Source organism: Enterococcus malodoratus ATCC 43197, from assembly GCF_000407185.1.
In the GTDB taxonomy this organism is placed as follows: Bacteria; Bacillota; Bacilli; order Lactobacillales; family Enterococcaceae; genus Enterococcus_A; species Enterococcus_A malodoratus.
The window spans coordinates 819,283-838,514 of record NZ_KE136482.1 but is presented as its reverse complement, the minus strand read 5'-3'; the positions used below and the strand labels follow the sequence as shown (position 1 = coordinate 838,514).

The 19,232-nt window shown below is 34.8% G+C and carries 17 protein-coding genes; 4 read left to right on the top strand and 13 right to left on the bottom strand.

What is annotated here, in order from left to right:
- Positions 1-19: 19 nt before the first annotated feature.
- From I585_RS13880 to I585_RS13835, 10 genes are all read right to left on the bottom strand, one after another.
- A complete protein-coding gene (locus I585_RS13880; RefSeq protein WP_002330482.1) occupies positions 20-979 on the bottom strand; it encodes an IS30 family transposase in 960 nt (319 codons plus the stop codon).
- A gap of 105 nt (positions 980-1,084) precedes the next feature.
- Positions 1,085-1,879, bottom strand: a complete 795-nt coding sequence (locus I585_RS13875) for a MurR/RpiR family transcriptional regulator (protein ID WP_010742422.1) — start codon at positions 1,877-1,879, stop codon at positions 1,085-1,087.
- Positions 1,880-1,904: 25 nt separating this feature from the next.
- On the bottom strand, positions 1,905-2,273 hold the full coding sequence (locus tag I585_RS13870) for a glucose PTS transporter subunit EIIB (RefSeq protein WP_010742421.1): 369 nt from the start codon (positions 2,271-2,273) through the stop codon (positions 1,905-1,907).
- 36 nt (positions 2,274-2,309) lie between these two features.
- Entirely contained in the window at positions 2,310-3,974 is a 1,665-nt protein-coding gene (locus I585_RS13865; protein ID WP_010742420.1) for a recombinase family protein, read from the bottom strand.
- Between the two features lie 310 nt (positions 3,975-4,284).
- The gene (locus I585_RS13860) at positions 4,285-5,082 is read right to left on the bottom strand and encodes a replication-relaxation family protein (protein ID WP_010742418.1); all 798 of its coding nucleotides are present in this window, start codon (positions 5,080-5,082) and stop codon (positions 4,285-4,287) included.
- A gap of 162 nt (positions 5,083-5,244) precedes the next feature.
- Positions 5,245-7,419, bottom strand: coding sequence for a type IV secretory system conjugative DNA transfer family protein (locus I585_RS13855; RefSeq protein WP_010742417.1), 2,175 nt, complete (start codon positions 7,417-7,419; stop codon positions 5,245-5,247).
- Positions 7,420-7,423: 4 nt separating this feature from the next.
- Positions 7,424-7,621 carry a hypothetical protein gene (locus I585_RS13850; RefSeq protein WP_034709023.1) on the bottom strand — a complete coding sequence of 66 codons (198 nt, stop codon included), beginning with the start codon at positions 7,619-7,621 and terminating at the stop codon, positions 7,424-7,426.
- Positions 7,618-8,232 (bottom strand): MT-A70 family methyltransferase, encoded by a 615-nt coding sequence (locus tag I585_RS13845; protein ID WP_010742415.1) that lies wholly within the window; start codon positions 8,230-8,232, stop codon positions 7,618-7,620. Before I585_RS13845 ends, I585_RS13850 begins: the two co-directional genes overlap by 4 nt.
- Positions 8,233-8,423: 191 nt before the next feature.
- Positions 8,424-8,681, bottom strand: a complete 258-nt coding sequence (locus I585_RS13840) for a hypothetical protein (RefSeq protein WP_010742414.1) — start codon at positions 8,679-8,681, stop codon at positions 8,424-8,426.
- A 1-nt stretch (position 8,682) separates the two neighbouring features.
- Positions 8,683-8,991 (bottom strand): hypothetical protein, encoded by a 309-nt coding sequence (locus tag I585_RS13835; RefSeq protein ID WP_010742413.1) that lies wholly within the window; start codon positions 8,989-8,991, stop codon positions 8,683-8,685.
- Positions 8,992-9,133: 142 nt separating this feature from the next.
- On the opposite strand from I585_RS13835, the gene I585_RS13830 reads away from it, so the two are divergent.
- Positions 9,134-10,222: a hypothetical protein gene (locus I585_RS13830; protein ID WP_010742412.1), complete on the top strand. Its 1,089-nt coding sequence runs from the start codon at positions 9,134-9,136 to the stop codon at positions 10,220-10,222.
- 287 nt (positions 10,223-10,509) lie between these two features.
- On the opposite strand, the gene I585_RS13825 is transcribed toward I585_RS13830, so the two are convergent.
- Positions 10,510-10,866, bottom strand: coding sequence for a recombinase family protein (locus I585_RS13825; protein ID WP_010742411.1), 357 nt, complete (start codon positions 10,864-10,866; stop codon positions 10,510-10,512).
- 194 nt (positions 10,867-11,060) lie between these two features.
- Here I585_RS13825 and I585_RS13820 point away from each other — a divergent pair, with 194 nt between their 5' ends.
- From I585_RS13820 to I585_RS13810, 3 genes are read left to right on the top strand one after another with little or no spacing between them, the layout of a single operon-like run.
- Positions 11,061-14,063: a type I restriction endonuclease subunit R gene (locus tag I585_RS13820; protein WP_010742410.1), complete on the top strand. Its 3,003-nt coding sequence runs from the start codon at positions 11,061-11,063 to the stop codon at positions 14,061-14,063.
- A gap of 18 nt (positions 14,064-14,081) precedes the next feature.
- Positions 14,082-15,683 carry a type I restriction-modification system subunit M gene (locus I585_RS13815; protein WP_010742409.1) on the top strand — a complete coding sequence of 534 codons (1,602 nt, stop codon included), beginning with the start codon at positions 14,082-14,084 and terminating at the stop codon, positions 15,681-15,683.
- Complete coding sequence (locus I585_RS13810; protein WP_010742408.1) at positions 15,683-16,834, top strand: restriction endonuclease subunit S; 1,152 nt, start codon at positions 15,683-15,685, stop codon at positions 16,832-16,834. Before I585_RS13815 ends, I585_RS13810 begins: the two co-directional genes overlap by 1 nt.
- 67 nt (positions 16,835-16,901) lie before the next feature.
- Here the strand turns inward: I585_RS13810 and I585_RS13805 are convergent, their stop codons facing one another.
- A complete protein-coding gene (locus tag I585_RS13805; protein ID WP_010742407.1) occupies positions 16,902-17,831 on the bottom strand; it encodes a site-specific integrase in 930 nt (309 codons plus the stop codon).
- 89 nt (positions 17,832-17,920) lie between these two features.
- On the bottom strand, positions 17,921-18,985 hold the full coding sequence (locus I585_RS13800) for a restriction endonuclease subunit S (protein WP_010742406.1): 1,065 nt from the start codon (positions 18,983-18,985) through the stop codon (positions 17,921-17,923).
- Positions 18,986-19,232 lie beyond the last annotated feature (247 nt).

Below are 19,232 nucleotides of genomic sequence, written 5' to 3'. Positions count from 1 at the left end.
AATTTAATAATCTTAATTGTCAAATTAAGTTAGACAAATCATCAATACTTACGTAACTCAAAAATACTTCCAAAGGTGTTCGATAATCCAGTGATTTTCTAGGAATATTATTTCGTTTAGATGTGACAGATTGAATAAAAGATTCATCTACTGAATTGAAATCCATAGATTTCAATAAACCATCTCTACGTAACAATCCGTTAGAATTCTCGTTTAGGCCTCTTTGAGACGGCGTTCCTGGATCAGCGAAATAAATGGCAATATCATTGGCATTACTGATTTGTTTCCAATTTGAAAATTCCTTTCCACAATCAAAAGTGATGGATTTGAATAGATTTTTCGGTACAGATTCAAACCAATGATTTAATTTTTTTTCAATATCAATCGCTTGTCTACCACACGGTTTCAATGTGATGATAACTTTTGATAATCGTTCAACTAAGGTAATTACAGCACTTTTATGTTTCAGACCTACGATAGTGTCACCTTCAAGGTGACCAAACTCATTTGAGAATTGGCTATAATCTTTTTCACGTTCATGAATAGAGCGGCGGAAAGCTTGTTTTCCACGCCTTTCTTGATGTCCATTCGGTTTACGCTTGCCTTTCATCGGTAAGTCAGAAGGATTAAATAGCCCCTTTTTGAACATACGATAAATGGTACGAGCAGAACAACGAATAGGAAACGCTGCACGACCAACAATCACATCGGGTGTCCATCCTTGAACAACCTTTCTTTGAATATATTCTGATTGTTCCTCGGGTAAAACAAGCGGGCGTCTACCACAGTTTGATTTGTTTTTCTTATACTGTTGATAGTATTCTAAGGCTGATTTTCCTTGCTTGAAGAATAGGTATACTTTATGGATCGTTTGTCTTGAACGATTCAAGCAATGCGCAGTTTTCGCAACAGATTGATTTATTTTGAAATAAGACTCTATCATTACAAGTTCATCCGTTGTAAGATGGGTATAGGTCATTTGTACTCACTCCTTATAATTCTTTGGTCAGAACTATTTTGAGTGTAGCACAAATGGCTTTTTTAGTTGTCTAGCTTAATTTTACAATCGGCGATTTTAAAAAAATTAATGTTGTTGACGTAAATAATCAGTATAGTATAAATAGACTAAATCAACAGCAATCCTTAAGTTAATACCTTCAATCAAAGAGGTTTCATATTGATGTAATGCTAAAGAACTGACTGGTAGAATCATTTCATTTTGTTTATTTAATCCTCGTTCTTTATTAGCTGTAATCCAAATTATTCGACAATTTTTATTTTTCAATTTTCTATATAAACGTTTGATGTGTTTGGTTGTACCTGAAAAAGTGACAAATACGATTAAATCATTTGCTGTTATTAATTCAATTGCATTTAATTGTGATTTTACTGACGAAAATGAAAATGAAAGTTGGTTAATACGTGTAAATTTTTCACATGCATCTTTTGCGACATTATTAGAAAAAGAACTTCCAAAAAAGTAAATACTTTTAGAAGAATCTAACCATTGAATGACTTTGTTTAAAATATTTGGAGTTAAAAGTTCTCTTGTTTCGTTTATTGATGGATATAAAACAGAGAAGTAATCATTGGAACTCATAAATTCTTCAGTAAATTCTCCATGCACTTCTTTTTTTAAATAAGAAGTGTATTCCATTAATTCTAGTTTTAACTCTTTAAAATTAGAATTGTTTATACGGCGACAAAAACGACTAATTGATGATTGAGATGTATTACAAGCTAAGCTTAGTTCACTAATTGACATATTAGGAATAAAATCGTGATTTTCTAAAATGTAGTGAGCAATATAGCTGTCAATTGATCTTGACTTATTTAAATTTTCAACACATGTTTTTAAATTAGAATAAACAGCAAACATTGCTCACATCCCCTTTTTTTATTAATTATTCAAATTCTAAAAATTCACGCATTTCAGATTTATAAACGGCTGCTTTATTTCCATAAATAATTTGAATTCCATCACCAACATGAACGATTCCATTTGCACCTAGTTGTTTGGTAAAGTAATCATCTTCTATTAATTTTTTATTATCGACTAATTTAATACGTAAACGCGTAAAACAAGCGTCAACACTGATAATATTTTCTTTACCTCCTACAGCTTCGACAATAAGTGGAATTAACTTATTTATATCTTTGGTTTCTTGTTTATTTTCTTCAACTACAGCAACTTCTCGACCTGGTGTTTTTAAATTAAATCGTTTAATACAAAAACTAAATAATAATTTTCTGTTCTCACGGAGCAGTCCCATATTTATTTTAAATCGAGCGAAAATTTCTCGCTCGATTTAGATTTGTCCAATAAAATTGTAATGAATCTCTATCTTAATCTGGCGCTGTTTACCTCTACCAACTGGCGTGTGAATAATTATCCGATTAATCAAGGTATTTACAATTTCTGGCGTAAGTTCGGTCATATCGGTATATTTTCTAACCTGTCGCAAAAATCGTTCAATATTAACGGATTGATCATCTTGTTTAGAAACGATTTGTTGTAATTCTTGAATTTGTTGAGTCAGTTTGGTTTGTTCAGTTTCATAATCTTTCGAAAGTTTGCTAAAACGCACATTTGTAAGTTCTCCGCTGAGCTTATCTTCGTACAAATTTTGGATAATTTGGTCAATTTTCTCATACCGCTCTTCCGCTTGAATCAAGCGGTTTTTATTTTGCAATTTTTCTTTATTATCAACAATATCACAATTCTGCCGTAATTGATTCGCAAGCTTGCTCTCGTCCAAATCAATTGCATGAATTAGAAACTGGAGTTCTTTTAAAACAATTTCCTCAAGTACGATTTTTCGAATGTAATGTCCGTGATTGCAAGTTTCCTTGATACCTTTATATTTGCCACATTTGTAATGATCTAAATTTCTATGGTTCTTTTGTTGCGGACAAAATGTCATCTTATGTCCATTCTCACAAAAGACCAATCCCGCAAATAGATTCTCATGACCCTTAACATCTTTGAATTTATGATACTGGGGAACACGCTTATGCTGGCGCATTTTTCTAGCTGTCTCAAAAGTATCTTTGTCAATAATCGGTTCGTGTGTATCTTGAAAGATTAGCCATTCTTCACGAGGTGTGTTGATACTTCTAGCTTGCTTATGCGAAAGTTTTCTAGTACGCAAATTAACAGTTGCTCCGGTATACTCTTCACGATCAATCGTATTGAGAACTGTTTCAGCTTTCCAAAGATAAGGATTGTTCGAAAAAGAAATGGCGCTTTTCAAACCTAACTTCTTCTTATGGAATGATGGCAGTAAAATTTTGTCATTAGCTAAACCACGGGCGATACTACTAGGCGTTTTACCTGAAACAAATTCTCGGAAAATACGCTGAATGATTTTAGCGGCTTCCTTATCAACCAACCATTCTTTACGATTTTCAGGATTGTTTAAGTAGCCATATGGTGCTTGCCAGCCAATTTTTTCGCCTGCTTTTGCCTTGGTATGCTTAGACATCCGAATTTTCTCACTACATTGTCGACTATACCATTCATTGAAGATATTCATAAGGGGCAACATATAAGCGTCTTGACTTGAGATTTTCAAACTATCGACTTGTTCATTGAGTGAAATAAATCGAATACCATGTTGTGGAAAAACAGATTCTAAAAGCTGTCCGACACGCAAGTAATCTCGTCCGAGTCGACTTAAATCTTTCACAATGAAATTTTTGACTTTTCCAGCTTCAACCAGTTCTAGCGCTTTTACCATAGCGGGGCGATTGAAGTTAGAGCCAGAGAATCCATCATCCGCCATAAGTATTGGGTTGCTCAAATTTTCTTTTTCCGCAACTTTTGATAAAATTAACTTCTGATTGGCAATTGAATAACTTTCGCCTTCATTACCATCCTCCGCTGAAAGTCGACAATAAATGATCGTAATATCCGTCAACTGTTTTAAATCTACTTCTGTGTATTCTTTAATTGTCAAAGTGCTGTTATTCATATAAGTGGCCTCCTAATTGTTATTATTTTAGATTTCACCTATAACCCACTGACAGTATAGCGTGCTTTGGGCAAAAAGTGGAGTCTTGATTTTATTTAATCTAGCTTCAACGACCAGCGTTTAGGAAATTAGATAAAAAGTGCGCACGAGCTGAAGCTCGCTTCCGCCTTTTTCCTAAATTTCTACAACGCTAAGCGGTCGTTTCAGCTTTTTTATCTATTTTCCTTGTAAAATAAGTCGTTCAATCAGTTGCTTTAACGGCTTTTTGCCGACAAATTTCTGCTTAACAATATAGGTGGTGCCACCAATCTTAATCTGCTTTTCCATCGCTAATGCCTCCAATCATAAAATCTCTTAAATCATCGAGTGAAATAACCTGAAATAACGCCCAGTAATCTTGTAGCTCTTGTTGAATTCTTTTTTCAATCGCTAGCTTGCGTTTTTCATCTGGTACAACCCAAAGCACTAAAGGAAAAACGCCAGTATCTTTTTGTTCGATATTTAAATTAAAATAGCGGATATATTGTTTAGATTTGTTAATCACGCGTGCTAGACTTTCGGTGTTTTTATCTACCTCGACAAAATAGTTATAGAGATAATTGTCTAGTGAGATTTCAATATAGCAGTCTGGTTTTAGAATCATTCTCCCTGCATGATTATCTAACCAGCCTCGCCAACAGTTCGGCTCAAACTGAAAGCTATCGATTGACTGAACTAAATGCTTATTTTTCAGTTCAGCTAATTGCACATATATTTCAGAAATCGCTAAAGTGTGTTCTAAGTGATGCCAAGTCGGCTCATAGCTATTTTGCCGAGTAATACTTAAATTCATTTGTTTTTGTTTTAAATACTTCATGCCGTTGGTATTTATTTTCCATACGAAAGATCCGCTCCCAGCTCTGATCCCACCGATTCTTCTATCTAGGTGTTTGATATATCCTTTTTCATTTAGCTTCTTAGTTGTCAAATTCGCTCTTCTTAGTGCAGTTGAACTGCTCACACTATCTGAAAAATAGAACCTAGAAAGTTGTTTAGTTGTGGCATATTTTGCCTTAAATAGGAACTTAAGTAGCTGTTCTTCTTTGGCAGATAATTCAGTTGGTTTCATATAGGAAATCCTTTCTGCACTAGGGGTTATCTCCGTATGTAAATATAGAGAAATACGGGGTAAGTCCTGTGCAAATTATGTTTAATAATGGCGGTTTAGCGCCGATAACTTGTATTTGCTTATGGTCGTGAACCGAATACCGAAACGAACGGTTAAATCAACTTATTCATCTGTTATTTTCTTGCGTCTACCAATATTTTGAGGTGGTATTTGGTCTGTTTTGTCGTTCGAATTGAGTTCATCATAGCCAAATTGTTTGGCAAGCTGTGCTTCAATTTCGGGAATTGCCTCGCCATATTTGAGGGCATTTCGTGCAACTAAATCGACATAATCTCTGGTCTTAGGTGCTGGCGCGAAGGTCTTACCAAGTAGCCAATTCGTCGAATTGCCACCATTATGGAGCCTCACATAAATGTGGTATTGCGGGAGGGAGTAGAAATCATCTGCTATCAGTTCTGGTGCTTGGCGAGCCATATCTTGCGCATCATTCATGTCTAAACCAAAACAAATCTTATTTTTGCAGTTAGCGTCAATCGCCATTTTAATCTCTTGTGTCAATTGGTGGCGATACTGATGGGCAAGGGTTAAAGACACGCCAAGCCCTCTAGCTTGAATAAGCGCATCAGATAAGCTAGTTGGTAATCTCAAGTAATCCTGAAGTTCGTCAATAAACAGTGAGACTCGGTGGCGTTTTTCGGGCGGAATACTCGCCCTGTGGAGCGCTAAACTCCAAGTTAGGCTCACTATAATAGAACCTAGGAAACGGGCTGACTCAGCGCCTAGAACGCCCTTATTAAGCGATACTAAAACGACTTTGCGTTTGAAGTATAAATCTGTCAAGCTAAATTTGTTATTTGTCTGTCCAAACAAATATTTTAAACTTGGATGGATAAAGATTTGTCTTAGTTTATTTAAAACTGGCGAGATTAGTTGCGTTTGTTCGCCTTGGCTGAGACTATCGTAATAGTTCCAGAAGCTTTCTACGCCAAATGGATCGTGAATGTCTTTGAGTAGAGTTTTGCGGAATTGCTTGTTAGTCAATAATTGAGGCAACATTAATAGTGTGGCGTGCTTCGTTTTAGCCAGCGTTAAAATGGCATGGCTTAAAACATCTGAACTACGAATCCCCCAATTATCTGAAAACAAGTCTTGGAAGATTGCCATCAAGTGCTGAGTTAAGAGTTCGGGCGAAATACCAAATCTCAACAGGTCAAAAGGATTTAAGCCTATCGGGCGCTCGTTAGTTGGATCGATGATTACTAAATCATCTTCACGAGCTTTTGGATAGCGCTCTAAAATATCTCGAACAAGATCACCCTTTGGGTCAATGACGAGGGCAGAGTTGCCACTTTCAATATCTGAAAGCGCCAATCGCAACATAGCGGTACTCTTACCAGAGCCTGTACCACCAAGTAGCACCGTATGAAACAGGGAATCGCTACCAGAAATACCTAATTTCTTGGTTTCTAGTGAGCTATTTAAAGCTGTTGCTTCGCCAAAAATCCGCTTGTGGTTTTGTTTTAACCCTAGTGGTGGTAGAATAACTTTTGGATGAAGATTTGCAAATCCATCTAATTCCTCGTTGCCATTCGGGAATAATCCCAAGCAGGCAAGTTCAAGTGTCGACAATTTGAGCGGAAATTGGAGTGGTAAGCGAACTTCATCTATTTTTGTAGGCAAAATTGGTTTAAAGCGCATTTTAACTTCGCTAGATTCTAATATTTTAAAGCAACCGATTAGCGACTTAAGATCAGTGAGGTAGTCTGAAGTCGAGCCAATCCGTAAGCTACAGCTAAATTGTGGTTGCGATTGCTTATCTGTCAGCTGTTTTCTGGTTTCAGTTGTAATTGGTGGGAGGTTGCCAGTAATGGCTTGCCACCAAGTCGTGTGTGGATTTGGTAGATTCTTCGGTAAAGAGTGTGGCGCAAAGCTTTTACCCACAATAATCTGAATAACCACTGTATCTTTGGTATTTCTAGCCAGTGTTGCTAAAGTCGTCCGCAGAAAATTGTCGCCTTCTTTGACTTTTAGTGGTAATACTTGACTAGTCAGTCCTAGTTCGTAAGCAGATTTAGTAGGTTTTCGTTCAAATTTCGGATTACGGCTAAATTGAAATTTTTTATGTCTAGAAAATAGCTTAGTGATATTTCTTAAATCTTTTGTTTCCGCCCCGATAAAATGACTAATCTTGTTATTTTGACTTCTAATTTCCCACACAAAACTCTTTCGACCGGTTAGACCCGCAAGGTGTGCTAATGTGTCTACAACCTCTTGAAATTCTAATGGTCGAAGAAATGAAACTGCTTGCCACTGAATATTTTCTAATTGTCGTTTCATTGGCTTAACTCCAATCTCTCCAGTGTTTGAGACGAAGTAAGAGTGCTAAAATGGTGATTAGTCCAATAACTATCGCCAACACCCACCAAACCTCTAGTAGTAGCTTGATGCCCCAGTTGATACCAACACAAGCAATGATGAACCAGAAAATATAGGAGCTGATTTTCTTGGTTGGTGGGTCTTTTTCTTTGTCTAGCTTCATCCATTCTCACGCTCCATTTCTGTTTTCGTAAAATCTTTAGCATTTACTTTGTAGGCTGGTACAGGGAAGTCCCTGATTTTCACATCACTAGCCACCTCATTACCCCAAATATCCCAGCCGTGTCTTGGTCGTCTAGCGAATAGTTCTAGGTAGTTACCTTCAGAACAGCGTTCAATAATGTCATAAACTTCTTCGGGTTTGTGACTATGATCTTGAAGGGGCATAAAGCCCCAGTTCATCTGTCCTTTAAACTGAATTGGTGCTTTACCACGTGTGCCGAGTAGTAAATGCTCTGTAGAGTTTCTAAGATATACACCTAGCCCTAATCTTGGTTTTACCCACGTATAGATACTGCGAGGTGTAAAGCCCCATGCACGCAAAACATCATAGCCTGCCTCCAAGGTTGCATTAGTTACCCAAAGCCAACAATGTGCATTTTCTTCCACTAAATCGGCAATCGGTATGGCTTTGATCCGCTCTAAAGTCATTAAGTTGTAATGCTTAATTGCCCCTCGAGATTTACCTTTTTGTTGGATATCCCAAGGTGGGTCTGCCAAGACTGTCTTATATTTAGTTGGATTTTTTGTAGTATTGATTGTTTTTTCTGTCATTTAATTTCATCCTTTCCTTTAACTGAACTAGAAAGATTTCAAGCAGATTTTTTTGCCTAAAATCTCTCCGATTTATATAGAAAACATAGTAAAAATGCAAATTTTGAATGATTAAAATTAAAAGCGATACGAATCACTCTAACAGGGGTGAAATTGGCTAAAATTGTATTAGTTGTCCACCGTTGTAAAAATTACTCTCGTTTATGTCGAAACACTTCATTTAGCATATCTCTACTAGCTTCAAAAGCTTCAGCATCTAAGTCCGATTTCATTTGAAGTAAGGTTGCATAGAACTCTTCTTCCTCGGTGTATTCTGTCTTTTTTGTTTTAGATTTACCTCGATATTTATTAATTAAATCTTCAACAAACCAGTAGGCAGATAATGCAGAGCAGAATATACCCATAGCTAAAAAGAAGAAGAATACTCCTGTAATAATATCTATCTGCATCTTAATATCCTCCTAAGCGGTTATTAGCCTTAATTGTGTACTGGTCAACGATAAATCTCAGCCGATTTTCAGCAGTTGGTGCAATAGCAGACAGCTGAGACTCAAGCAACGATAAATTAGCGATATTAGTCATTGCTGTATTTGTCACTAAAGACATCCCATTTTCAAGCATATTTTTATGCACTACTGCACGGAAAATATCGCATGAGTCTTTATGGATCTGACGTTTAGCAGCAAGTGGCATATGTTCAGTTGAGAAGTTTGCAGGGCTAAGTGATGTTGAGAATTGGTTCTGTTGTTGTGGGTTCATTTTGTATTCCTCCCTAATTGTTAAGCTATTCACTCGAGTGATATAATTTAAACTAGCTAGTTTATGTATAGAGATTATCACGGCGATTGAGCGGTTTGTTGCTATAATCTTGCCAATATCTTGCTGATTGGAGGAAGAACTTTTGTTTAATGTTTCAAGCTATTTTAAAGTAATTCATAAAAATATAACTGGTGTGGATTGGAAACTCCCCAAAACCCTTAGTGAAGGACTCTGTCTTGTCATCTATCGAGAGGTTAAAAGCATGGTGGGTGAAACTTTCTACAATAAATTCTTTAATGGCAATAATAAGGGAAGAACATTATATAAAGTAGTACAAGATGAAATCGCAGAAGTAACATTCCATAATTATATTCAACAGGTTATCCAGAGATTTATGAGCATAAACTATAGAGACAATAAATTCGATAGCCAAGCTGTTGCCAAAGAAGTATTAGGCAAAATAAAAAATGCCACCAATTTATCTGGTGACATCCGAAATGGTATAATCCAGTCCTACAGATTGAATTATAATAAAAATGTATATATCTTTTTAGCCGAAGTACTTTATTATACTTTAGAAATACAAAATAATTCAAATACGCATTATATACAAATAGACCCATTGTTAGAAATTAAAGCAGAAGCTAAATCTGTACTTCCGTGGCATAGACTAATAGAACTAGAAGAATTAGAGAATTACAAACTATCTCTTCGGACGCAAGAAGTATTAAATCTCCTAGATGAATATGAAGTTGAAATAATTACAAAACTGGCAACTTTAGTTATTACCGAAGAAGATGGTGAAGAATATCTTTACTATCCATCAACTGATGAAGAACTAGATTTATATAAAAAACACGGGATTGGCTTTAATGAGTTTCGAAGAATGAAAGATTGTGAGCTAATTGGGGTAACTGTAGAGAATAGGTTTGATGTAGAATATCCATATCTATATGGATTCCAAAATGACAATTTAGTTCTAGTTATTTCTACAAGCGAAGGGAATAACTATAAGGTGGAATACAAGAGCTATTCGTTTACTCAAGTTGGAAAGCAATTATTGAACATGGCACAGATTGAGACAAGTGATAGTTTCTTTACTGATTTAGCGCTAATATTTAAAGATAAAATTCGAATGGAATCTAAGAAAATTGGTGTTTTTACTATGGAAGATGCGCAGAATTATGAAGAGATAGATGATATTGATTGGGGGAAGAATAAAACGCAATAATAATTTTGGATTTTAGTTAAATTTAATTGTGTGCAATAGCAATAATATTCTATACCGCTACGAGACAACAGTAAAGGGAATTTTATAACCAGACTATAGCAATGTACAAAAAATAAATCTTGATTGTTTATCTTATTAGAAAGGTAGATTAAAGATAAAACATAAATTTAAAAATAAGGCAGCTCTAAGACAATTTGAACGTAATCACTTTATTGATTATACCGTAATTCAAATCAACTATCTTTGGGCTATTCGTTTAGAAAAAGGGCTCAATTACCCGTTGTATTTTATGTTTTGCTTCCAATTCTGATGATATTCAATAAAAAAATACCATAACTTTTTGTCACGGTATTAGAGGTCTTACGGCTTAATCTATCCATTTTGTAGACACAGAAAGACACTTGTTTCCCGCAACCAGATAAATCTTTAGCAAGGTTAATTGCTTTGTCTAATTCTACTCTATTGTCGTTACTGCCAGATTGTTTCTCTGAGAAGATAACTGTGCAACCGGTCAATGCTTCTGTCTGGACTTCAAGACCTAGTTTTTGACGATCGTCTAAACTACTTACTCGAGCATAGCCAACCTTAACACTATCTAATTTCTCCAATTCTTTAAACTTACTATTCTTTTTAGCTTGTTCCATTTTAACGCCTCCATATATTTATTAGTTTGGTACTTATATATGGTAATAGAAATGGTCGGAAATCCCATATTTCATAGATAGACTTATTAAAATTACTAGGAGATAAGCGCATTCGTGATATAATTACAAGTATGAGTTCATTTTATACTTACGATATAATAAAGCGAAAATCCTATATTTAGGGAGTTGAAGAAATGAGTAGTGATTATACAAGCGAAGCAGTTATCGAAAAACAACTTATTAACCAATTAACAAGTGGTGAGAGTCAATGGACTTATCGGAAAGACTTAAATACTGATTCTTTATTATGGCAAAATTTCTTTGAGAAATTAGAACAAAATAATGTACGGGTACTAGACGGTAATTCTTTAACCGAGCAAGAAAAACTTCAAATTCAAAACCAACTGAATTTTGTAAATTATTATGAAGCCGCAAAATGGATTGCTGGTGAAAATGGTATCGCTAAAGTCCAAGTTCAGCGAGAAGACGCAAGTCTAGGAACGATTAGATTAGAAGTTTTGTGGCGGGATAATGTGGCTGGCGGAAAATCTAGTTATGAAGTAGTTAATCAGGTACAAAGAGATAAGATTGACACTAAAGATGCTAATCGACGTTTAGATGTGACCTTATTAATTAATGGGTTACCGATGATTCATATTGAGCTAAAGAATCGATCAACAGGATTTATGGATGCTTTTCGTCAAATAAAAAAATATGATGGCGAAGGAAAGTTCAGAGGTATTTACTCTACTTTACAAATGTTCGTTGTTTCTAATGCGACCGAAACAAGATATATTGCTGCAGCTAAAGAATCTAAGATAAATGACCAATTCTTGACAAAGTGGGTCGATAAAAATAATCGACCAGTTGTTGCACTAAACGATTTTACCGATCAAGTATTATCAATTCCGCGAGCGCACCAGATGGTTATGCAATATTCAGTAATTGATGATGATAAAAAAGCTTTAATCTTGCTTCGTCCATATCAAGTTCACGCAATTGAAGCGGTTAAAAAAGCCAGCGGTCGCCAACAATCTGGTTATGTGTGGCATACTACCGGCAGCGGTAAGACTTTGACCAGTTATAAAGTGGCACGTAATTTACTTCAAATTCCAGCGATTGAAAAAACGATTTTTGTTGTAGACAGGAGAGACTTAGACCAACAGACGACTTCAAGTTTTCTTTCTTATGCAGAAAATGACACAATTGATATCGATGAAACTGAGAATACTCACAATTTAGTGAAGCGTCTTTATGCTTCAGATAAACGAGTAGTTGTGACGACAATTCAAAAGATTAATACCATGATGAAAAAGTTCGAAGAGGGCAAATACGCAAGAGAGTATAAAAAAATTAAAGAGCTAAAACTGGCTTTTGTAGTGGATGAATGTCATCGTGCGGTTTCTCCAGAACGCCAACGAGCAATTCAACAATTCTTTGTTCACTCTCTTTGGTACGGGTTCACCGGTACGCCAATCTTCAAGGAAAATAAACGTGCGCAAAAAGGTGATTTAGCTCAAACTACTGAAGCACAATACGGTGACAGGCTACATCAATACACAGTTAAAGAAGCAATTCATGATAAAGCCGTTCTTGGCTTTCAACCTGAATATAAGCAGACGTTCATTAATGATATCGAAGAAAATGAAATTCAAGATTCAATTTATGAAACAGAAGAACATATGCTGGAAGTGATTGATTCGATCGTTAATCATTCTTATCAAAAATTAGGTTTTCAAAATGGCGTTGGGCGGACGTATAGTGCAATATTGACTGTTAAAAGTATCGCAATCGCTCAAAAATATTATGATTTGTTTCAACAGGTTAAGAATGGCGCCATGTCAGTGAAAGTAAGTGAAAAAGGAAAACGTGTATTGCCTGATTTTCCCAAAATAGCCATAACCTATTCAATAACTGAAAATGAAGAATCGAGTGTTGATAATCAAAAGCATATGAAACAAGCGACTAAGGATTATAATGAGGAGTTTAACACTCATTATTCAGTAACAGATATTCGAGCGTATAACAGCGATGTCAATGAGCGATTAGCACGTAAAAAAGAACGGTTTACCTTTAGAGAAGAACAACTTGATTTGGTGATTGTTGTTAATCGTTTATTAACAGGTTTTGATGCGCCTTGCCTTTCGACTCTATTCATTGATCGAGCGCCAATGAAACCACAGGACTTAATTCAAGCATTCAGTAGAACGAACCGACTTTTTGATAAGACAAAATCTTATGGTCAAATTGTGACTTTTCAAAAACCACATCTTTTTAAAGAGGCTGTTGACTATGCTCTACGTTTATATAGCAACGGTGGTGAAAATTATGTCTTAGCGCCAAATTGGGAAGAAGAAAAGGCAAATTTTGATGAAAAAGTAAAACAGTTAAAACATATTGCAAGAACACCAGAAGAAACACCAGAAATTGGCTCTGCCACTGATGCGGACTTAAAACGATTTGCCAAAGCATACCAAGAATTTGATAAGTATTTTGCTTCGATTCAAGTTTATTCTGACTATAACCAAGAGGTTATTTTCGAGGAGTCAAATTTGACAACCAAAATAATTGAAGAGTATGCAGGGAAATATGAGAATGTGATTGAAGAATTAAAAAGGCGTCGAGAAGATCCTGGCTCTGATGATGAAAGCTCTGATATTGATATTTTCTATGAATTATCTAGCGTTCATACTGACGAAATTAATTACAACTATATTTTATCTCTCATTCAGGCTTTCATTCCTGACGATAGATTAGAGGTGAGAGAACTATCTAATAAAGATATCAAGGCGGTTTCAGAATATATTAACGAACTTGGGAAGACAAACTCAGGCTTAGCAGATTTGATAAACAGTCTTTGGCTACAAGTGCAATTAGATCCAGAACTTTATCGTGGGCAATCTGTTTCTAATCTTTTGGATGCTTTAATTGAAGAAACAATCCAAAATCAAGTTAAATCAATTTCTAAGCAATGGTTCGTTGGTTATGATGAGTTATTATTCCTTGTCAAAAATTATAGACGAGGCGCTACCAAACAGCGCGGTGAATATGAACTAAGAAAATCGCAAGATTATGCGGCCTACAAAGAAAAGTATGGCGATCAGGCACTTAGTCCACTAAAATATAAATCCAGCATCAAGCCAGCTTACACAAAAGTTATTCAAGAGGTTATAGAGCCGATATTACAAAGAAGATAACAAGGAGATTCATAAACTATGTCAACTAATCAATCAGAAAAATCAAAAACACTATATCAAGCGCTTTGGAATAGTGCCGATATTTTGCGTTCAAAGATGGATGCCAATGAATATAAATCATATTTATTAGGAATGATTTTCTATAAATATTTATCAGATAGGATGTTGTTTTATGTGGCAGATACTATGCAGACCCCGACAGACAATTTATTAACTGCCCAAGAAATTTATTTTGATGCATATAGTGATGAAGATACTAAAACAGATTTAATTGAGGTTTTAAAAGAAGATATTAGTTATTTTATTGAGCCTAATCTAACATTCACTTCACTAGTTAATCAAGTGAACGTTGGTGAATTTCAACTAGAATTATTGGCTCAAGGGTTCAGAAACATTGAACAATCAAATGAAATATTTGAGAATTTATTTGAAGATATTGATTTGTATTCGAAAAAACTAGGTGCCACTCCTCAGAAACAGAACCAGACAATTGCTTCAATCATGAAAGAACTTTCTGTTTTAGATATTGCCGGTCATGCTGGCGATGTTTTAGGTGATGCTTATGAATATCTGATTGGTCAATTTGCGAGTGATTCTGGTAAAAAAGCTGGGGAATTCTATACTCCTCAACCGGTAGCAAAACTAATGACCCAAATCGTGCTTCATGGAAAAGAAAATCAAAAAGGCTTTACTGTTTATGACGCAACCATGGGCTCAGGGTCTCTGTTATTAAATGCAAAAAAATATAGTAATCAACCGGGAACAATCTCGTATTTTGGTCAAGAGTTGAACACTTCAACTTATAACCTTGCAAGAATGAACATGATGTTGCATGGAGTTGCAGTTGAAAACCAATTTTTGCACAATGCAGATACCCTAGATCAAGACTGGCCTACGGAAGAACCGACAGACTTTGATGGTGTTTTAATGAACCCACCTTATTCTGCTAAATGGAGTGCAGCGCAAGGCTTTTTGCAAGATCCTAGATTCTCGACTTTTGGGGTGCTAGCGCCTAAGTCAAAAGCTGATTTTGCCTTTTTACTGCATGGTTACTATCATTTGAAACAATCCAGTGGTGTTATGGCGATTGTATTGCCCCACGGCGTCTTATTCCGTGGAAATGCAGAAGGAAAGATTCGTCAACGTTTATTGGAGGAAGGCGCCATTGATACTGTAATAGGTATGCCAGCAAATATTTTCTTTAATACAAGTATTCCGACAACCGTTATTATTTTAAAGAAAAATAGAACAAATCGTGATGTTCTGTTTATTGACGCCTCAAAAGGTTTCGATAAAGGTAAGAATCAAAACACTATGACAGATGATCATATTCAAGCTATTTTAGACGCTTATATTAATCGTCAAGATATTGATAAATATGCCCATGTAGCGAATTTTGATGAAATTAAGGAAAATGACTATAATCTCAATATTCCTCGTTACGTTGACACTTTTGAGCAAGAAGAAGCAATTGATATTGTTCAAGTTAGTCAAGAAATCGTCAATTTAAATAAGGAAATTAAACAAGCAGAAACTGAATTTTTAGCTATGCTAGATCAATTAGCTGTCACTCCTGAAACAAAAGATTTAATTGAAGCAACTAAAGGAGTGTTCAGATAATGACTAATAAAAACGTACCAGAACTAAGGTTTGAGGGCTTTGAAGATGATTGGGAACAGCGTAAGGTTTTTCAATTTGCAAAAGATACTTATGGTGGAGGTACACCTAAAACTAGTGTAAAAGAATTTTGGAATGGTGCTATTCCGTGGATTCAAAGTAGTGATTTAGAAACAAATCGATTGTTTAACGTTTCTCCAAAAAAGAAGATTACAGACGAAGCTGTTCAAAAATCTGCAACAAAAATCATTCCTTCTAATTCAATTGCGATAGTAACACGTGTAGGTGTCGGAAAATTGGCACTGATGTCTTTTGAGTATGCTACTAGTCAAGATTTTTTATCACTTTCAGAGTTACAAGTAGATCCATATTTTGGAAGCTATTCTTTATATACGATGCTTCAAAAAGAATTGAACAACATACAGGGTACATCTATTAAAGGAATGACTAAATCAGATTTATTAGAAAAAAGGATAATGATCCCTAAAAATGCTGAAGAGCAAAAGAAGATTGGCACCTTATTCAAACAACTCGACTACACTATCACTCTTCATCAATGTAAGCTCGAACAGTTAAAAAGGATAAAAAAAGCTTTCTTACAACTATTATTCCCTGTAGATGATGAAAAAATACCACGATTACGATTTGCGGATTTTGAGGAGGATTGGGGGCAGCGTCAGTTGAAAGATGTGCTAAAATCTCACTCATTTAAACAATATTTAGCTGAACCAAGACTTAAAGGTGAATTTGAAATTATCCAACAAGGAGATAAACCAATAATTGGATATGCAGAAGGAGAGGCATTTGCAGAATACGCTGATGTTACTCTATTTGGAGACCATACTGTTTCACTATATAAACCCAAAAGGCCATTCTTTGTAGCCACAGATGGCGTAAAAATATTGAGTGCTGATGGATTTGATGGTCAATATCTTTTTTCAACATTGGAACGATACAAACCTGAGTCACAAGGTTATAAAAGACATTTTACAATATTGAAGAATGAAGGTATTTGGTTCACAAAAAATAGTGATGAGCAGATAAAAATAGGTTCATTCTTCAAACAACTTGATAACACTATCGCTTTGTATCAACATAAATCAAACCAATTAGAACAATTAAAACAAGCATATTTGCAAAAAATGTTTATTTAGAAACGTTACATCACTTATATAAAAGCAAGCATACAAATATTGTACGCTTGCTTTTTGTAGTATTCTTTTACATGAGTTGCGATAAATATCGCATGATTTTTTCATTATCTTGATTTTCTAATTCTTGAATAATATGCAAGTAAGTTTCTTGAGTAGTAGTCATACTAGAATGTCCTAATCTCTTGGCAACACTAGCAATAGAGACGCCTGAAAAAATTAATAACGAAGCGTGTGTATGGCGTAAACTATGAACAGTAATAACTGGAATATCGGCTTGCATACATAATACCTTCAATCGATTATTGATTGTCGAATTGAAAATTCTTTTTGTTACGAATATTGGTTTATCCATATCAATGTTTTTAATTAATTGTGAAAATTGCATAGCGGTTTGCCAGTCAAGCTGTATTTTTCGCTTTGAAGATTCATTTTTAGTTGGCTGAAAACTTCCATTCGTTCCTTTATAACTCCATGATTTATTTACATCAATCTGTTGTTTCGCAAAATCAAAGTCATTCGGTGTCAATGCTAATGCTTCTGAAAAACGAAGCCCCGTTTTCGTTACTAGTAGAATAAACCAATCCCAATTAATTTTATCTGTCAAATTCAATTGTTTTAATAGAGCTTGAACTTCAAATTGATTTAAAAACTTCGGTTTCTTTTTAGCTGGTTCTTTTCCTTTTATAATAATTTTCCTAGTGGGATTTTGCGTAATTAACCCTTCATCAACCGCATCTAAAATTGCTCCTTTAATTTGATGATGAAAATCCATAGTTGTCTGTCTTTCATGAGTAACCGCATAATCGTTTAACAACTTTTGATAACTTTTTCTATCCATTTCAGATAGTTTTAAATTTGGTGTGAGTTCCACTAAATATTGTTGGGCAATTTCATATTTTCTTAAAGTTAGTGGCCTCACGGCACCTTCTTTATATAATGCAACCCATTCCTCAAAGTATTCATGAAACAATTGCCCAGTTTTTTTCTGTCTTGCCATAGCAAAAACCTCCTATATTATATTATTAGTTTTTTGGAATAATATCCAATAACTATTATCTAGGAGATTTTAAATTTCTCATACTAAAATTAGATGAACATTTTTTGCAAATATGCTTGTTTTAATTGCTCTAATTGGTTTGACTTATGTTGATAAAGAGCGATAGTATCATCTAACTGCCTAAAGAATGAACCTATTTTTTGTTGTTCTTCAAATGATGGTGATTTAATAATTAGTTTCATCATGACGTCAGCATTAAGTTTTGCTCGCCCACCACCAACTAAAAATGGCTCTATATTTAAGTTTTTTATAGCATTCATCAAAAATCTATTATCTGTAAATGCTTCTTTCCCTTGAAGAACATGTGCATGATTATTCACCCAAACTTTTCCATTAACGTATTGTACAGGATAATTTTTCAAATCATTTGCCCCATCTTCAGCTACTAAAATAAATTCACCATCATGAGTAAAACCTTCAACATAGTCTTGAACTCCATTTGCTCCATAATATGGCGTTTTCCCAACTAAACGATCTGATGCAGTAATAGGAACACGAAGATTATCAAAGCGGTCTGTTAGATTTGATAACTTACACTCCTCCCAATCACCCTCAAAGTTAGTGAATCTAACTATAGGTACTTTTTCATCATTTACAGGGAATAGCTGCTGTAAGAAAGCTTTTTTTATCCTTTTTAACTGTTCCAGCTTTTTATGCTGAAGAGCGATAATATTATCGAGTTGTTTGAAAAAGGTACCAATTTTATTCTGTTCCATGATGCTTTGAGGAATAACAAGATCAGTTTCGAGAAAATTAGATGCTGCAATATTTAACAATCCATGATTTCTTGCGCCTTCTGCAGCATGCTTTGAAACTTCTTTATGCCAATAAGTAGTATCGTAATATTTCTCTAAAAAATCTGTATCTATATCTGTAGATTCAAATACAATATACAGGGTAGATAGAACTCCCATATCATAATTATTTAGTCGTTTTATAGCTCCCCAAGGATAGCCATTTGAATAGGACTTGTTATATGCAAATTCACCTTTTTTAACAAGATAATACCCACTAACATCTCGACTAGCTACAGTTTTGTTAAAAAAATCATTTTGGTCTATTAGTCCTTCTTGAGCTGAGATAGTTAACGGCAATACTGATTCTAAATTTTTATTTTTACGAGTTACTCTTTTAGCTACCTCCGCTAACTTACGCTGTTCCCACTTTCGATAAGTTAGAATTATCTGAATTTTATGAAATTAATTTCAATAAGAAGAATAAAGTGGTAAAATTTAAACATGAAAGAGTATAAATAAATACAAAGAGGAGTTAAAAATATGAATCAGATGAAATGTCACCATTGATGAAGCTAGTTATGAAAGAAAAGTTTGCTATATTAGA

Bases quoted from the DNA above. Each gene is read 5' to 3' on its own strand.
- I585_RS13880 (WP_002330482.1), bottom strand. From the start codon at position 979: ATGACCTATACCCATCTTACAACGGATGAACTTGTAATGATAGAGTCT.
- I585_RS13875 (WP_010742422.1), bottom strand. From the start codon at position 1,879: ATGTTTGCTGTTTATTCTAATTTAAAAACATGTGTTGAAAATTTAAAT.
- I585_RS13870 (WP_010742421.1), bottom strand. From the start codon at position 2,273: ATGGGACTGCTCCGTGAGAACAGAAAATTATTATTTAGTTTTTGTATT.
- I585_RS13865 (WP_010742420.1), bottom strand. From the start codon at position 3,974: ATGAATAACAGCACTTTGACAATTAAAGAATACACAGAAGTAGATTTA.
- I585_RS13860 (WP_010742418.1), bottom strand. From the start codon at position 5,082: ATGAAACCAACTGAATTATCTGCCAAAGAAGAACAGCTACTTAAGTTC.
- I585_RS13855 (WP_010742417.1), bottom strand. From the start codon at position 7,419: ATGAAACGACAATTAGAAAATATTCAGTGGCAAGCAGTTTCATTTCTT.
- I585_RS13850 (WP_034709023.1), bottom strand. From the start codon at position 7,621: ATGAAGCTAGACAAAGAAAAAGACCCACCAACCAAGAAAATCAGCTCC.
- I585_RS13845 (WP_010742415.1), bottom strand. From the start codon at position 8,232: ATGACAGAAAAAACAATCAATACTACAAAAAATCCAACTAAATATAAG.
- I585_RS13840 (WP_010742414.1), bottom strand. From the start codon at position 8,681: ATGCAGATAGATATTATTACAGGAGTATTCTTCTTCTTTTTAGCTATG.
- I585_RS13835 (WP_010742413.1), bottom strand. From the start codon at position 8,991: ATGAACCCACAACAACAGAACCAATTCTCAACATCACTTAGCCCTGCA.
- I585_RS13825 (WP_010742411.1), bottom strand. From the start codon at position 10,866: ATGGAACAAGCTAAAAAGAATAGTAAGTTTAAAGAATTGGAGAAATTA.
- I585_RS13820 (WP_010742410.1), top strand. From the start codon at position 11,061: ATGAGTAGTGATTATACAAGCGAAGCAGTTATCGAAAAACAACTTATT.
- I585_RS13815 (WP_010742409.1), top strand. From the start codon at position 14,082: ATGTCAACTAATCAATCAGAAAAATCAAAAACACTATATCAAGCGCTT.
- I585_RS13810 (WP_010742408.1), top strand. From the start codon at position 15,683: ATGACTAATAAAAACGTACCAGAACTAAGGTTTGAGGGCTTTGAAGAT.
- I585_RS13805 (WP_010742407.1), bottom strand. From the start codon at position 17,831: ATGGCAAGACAGAAAAAAACTGGGCAATTGTTTCATGAATACTTTGAG.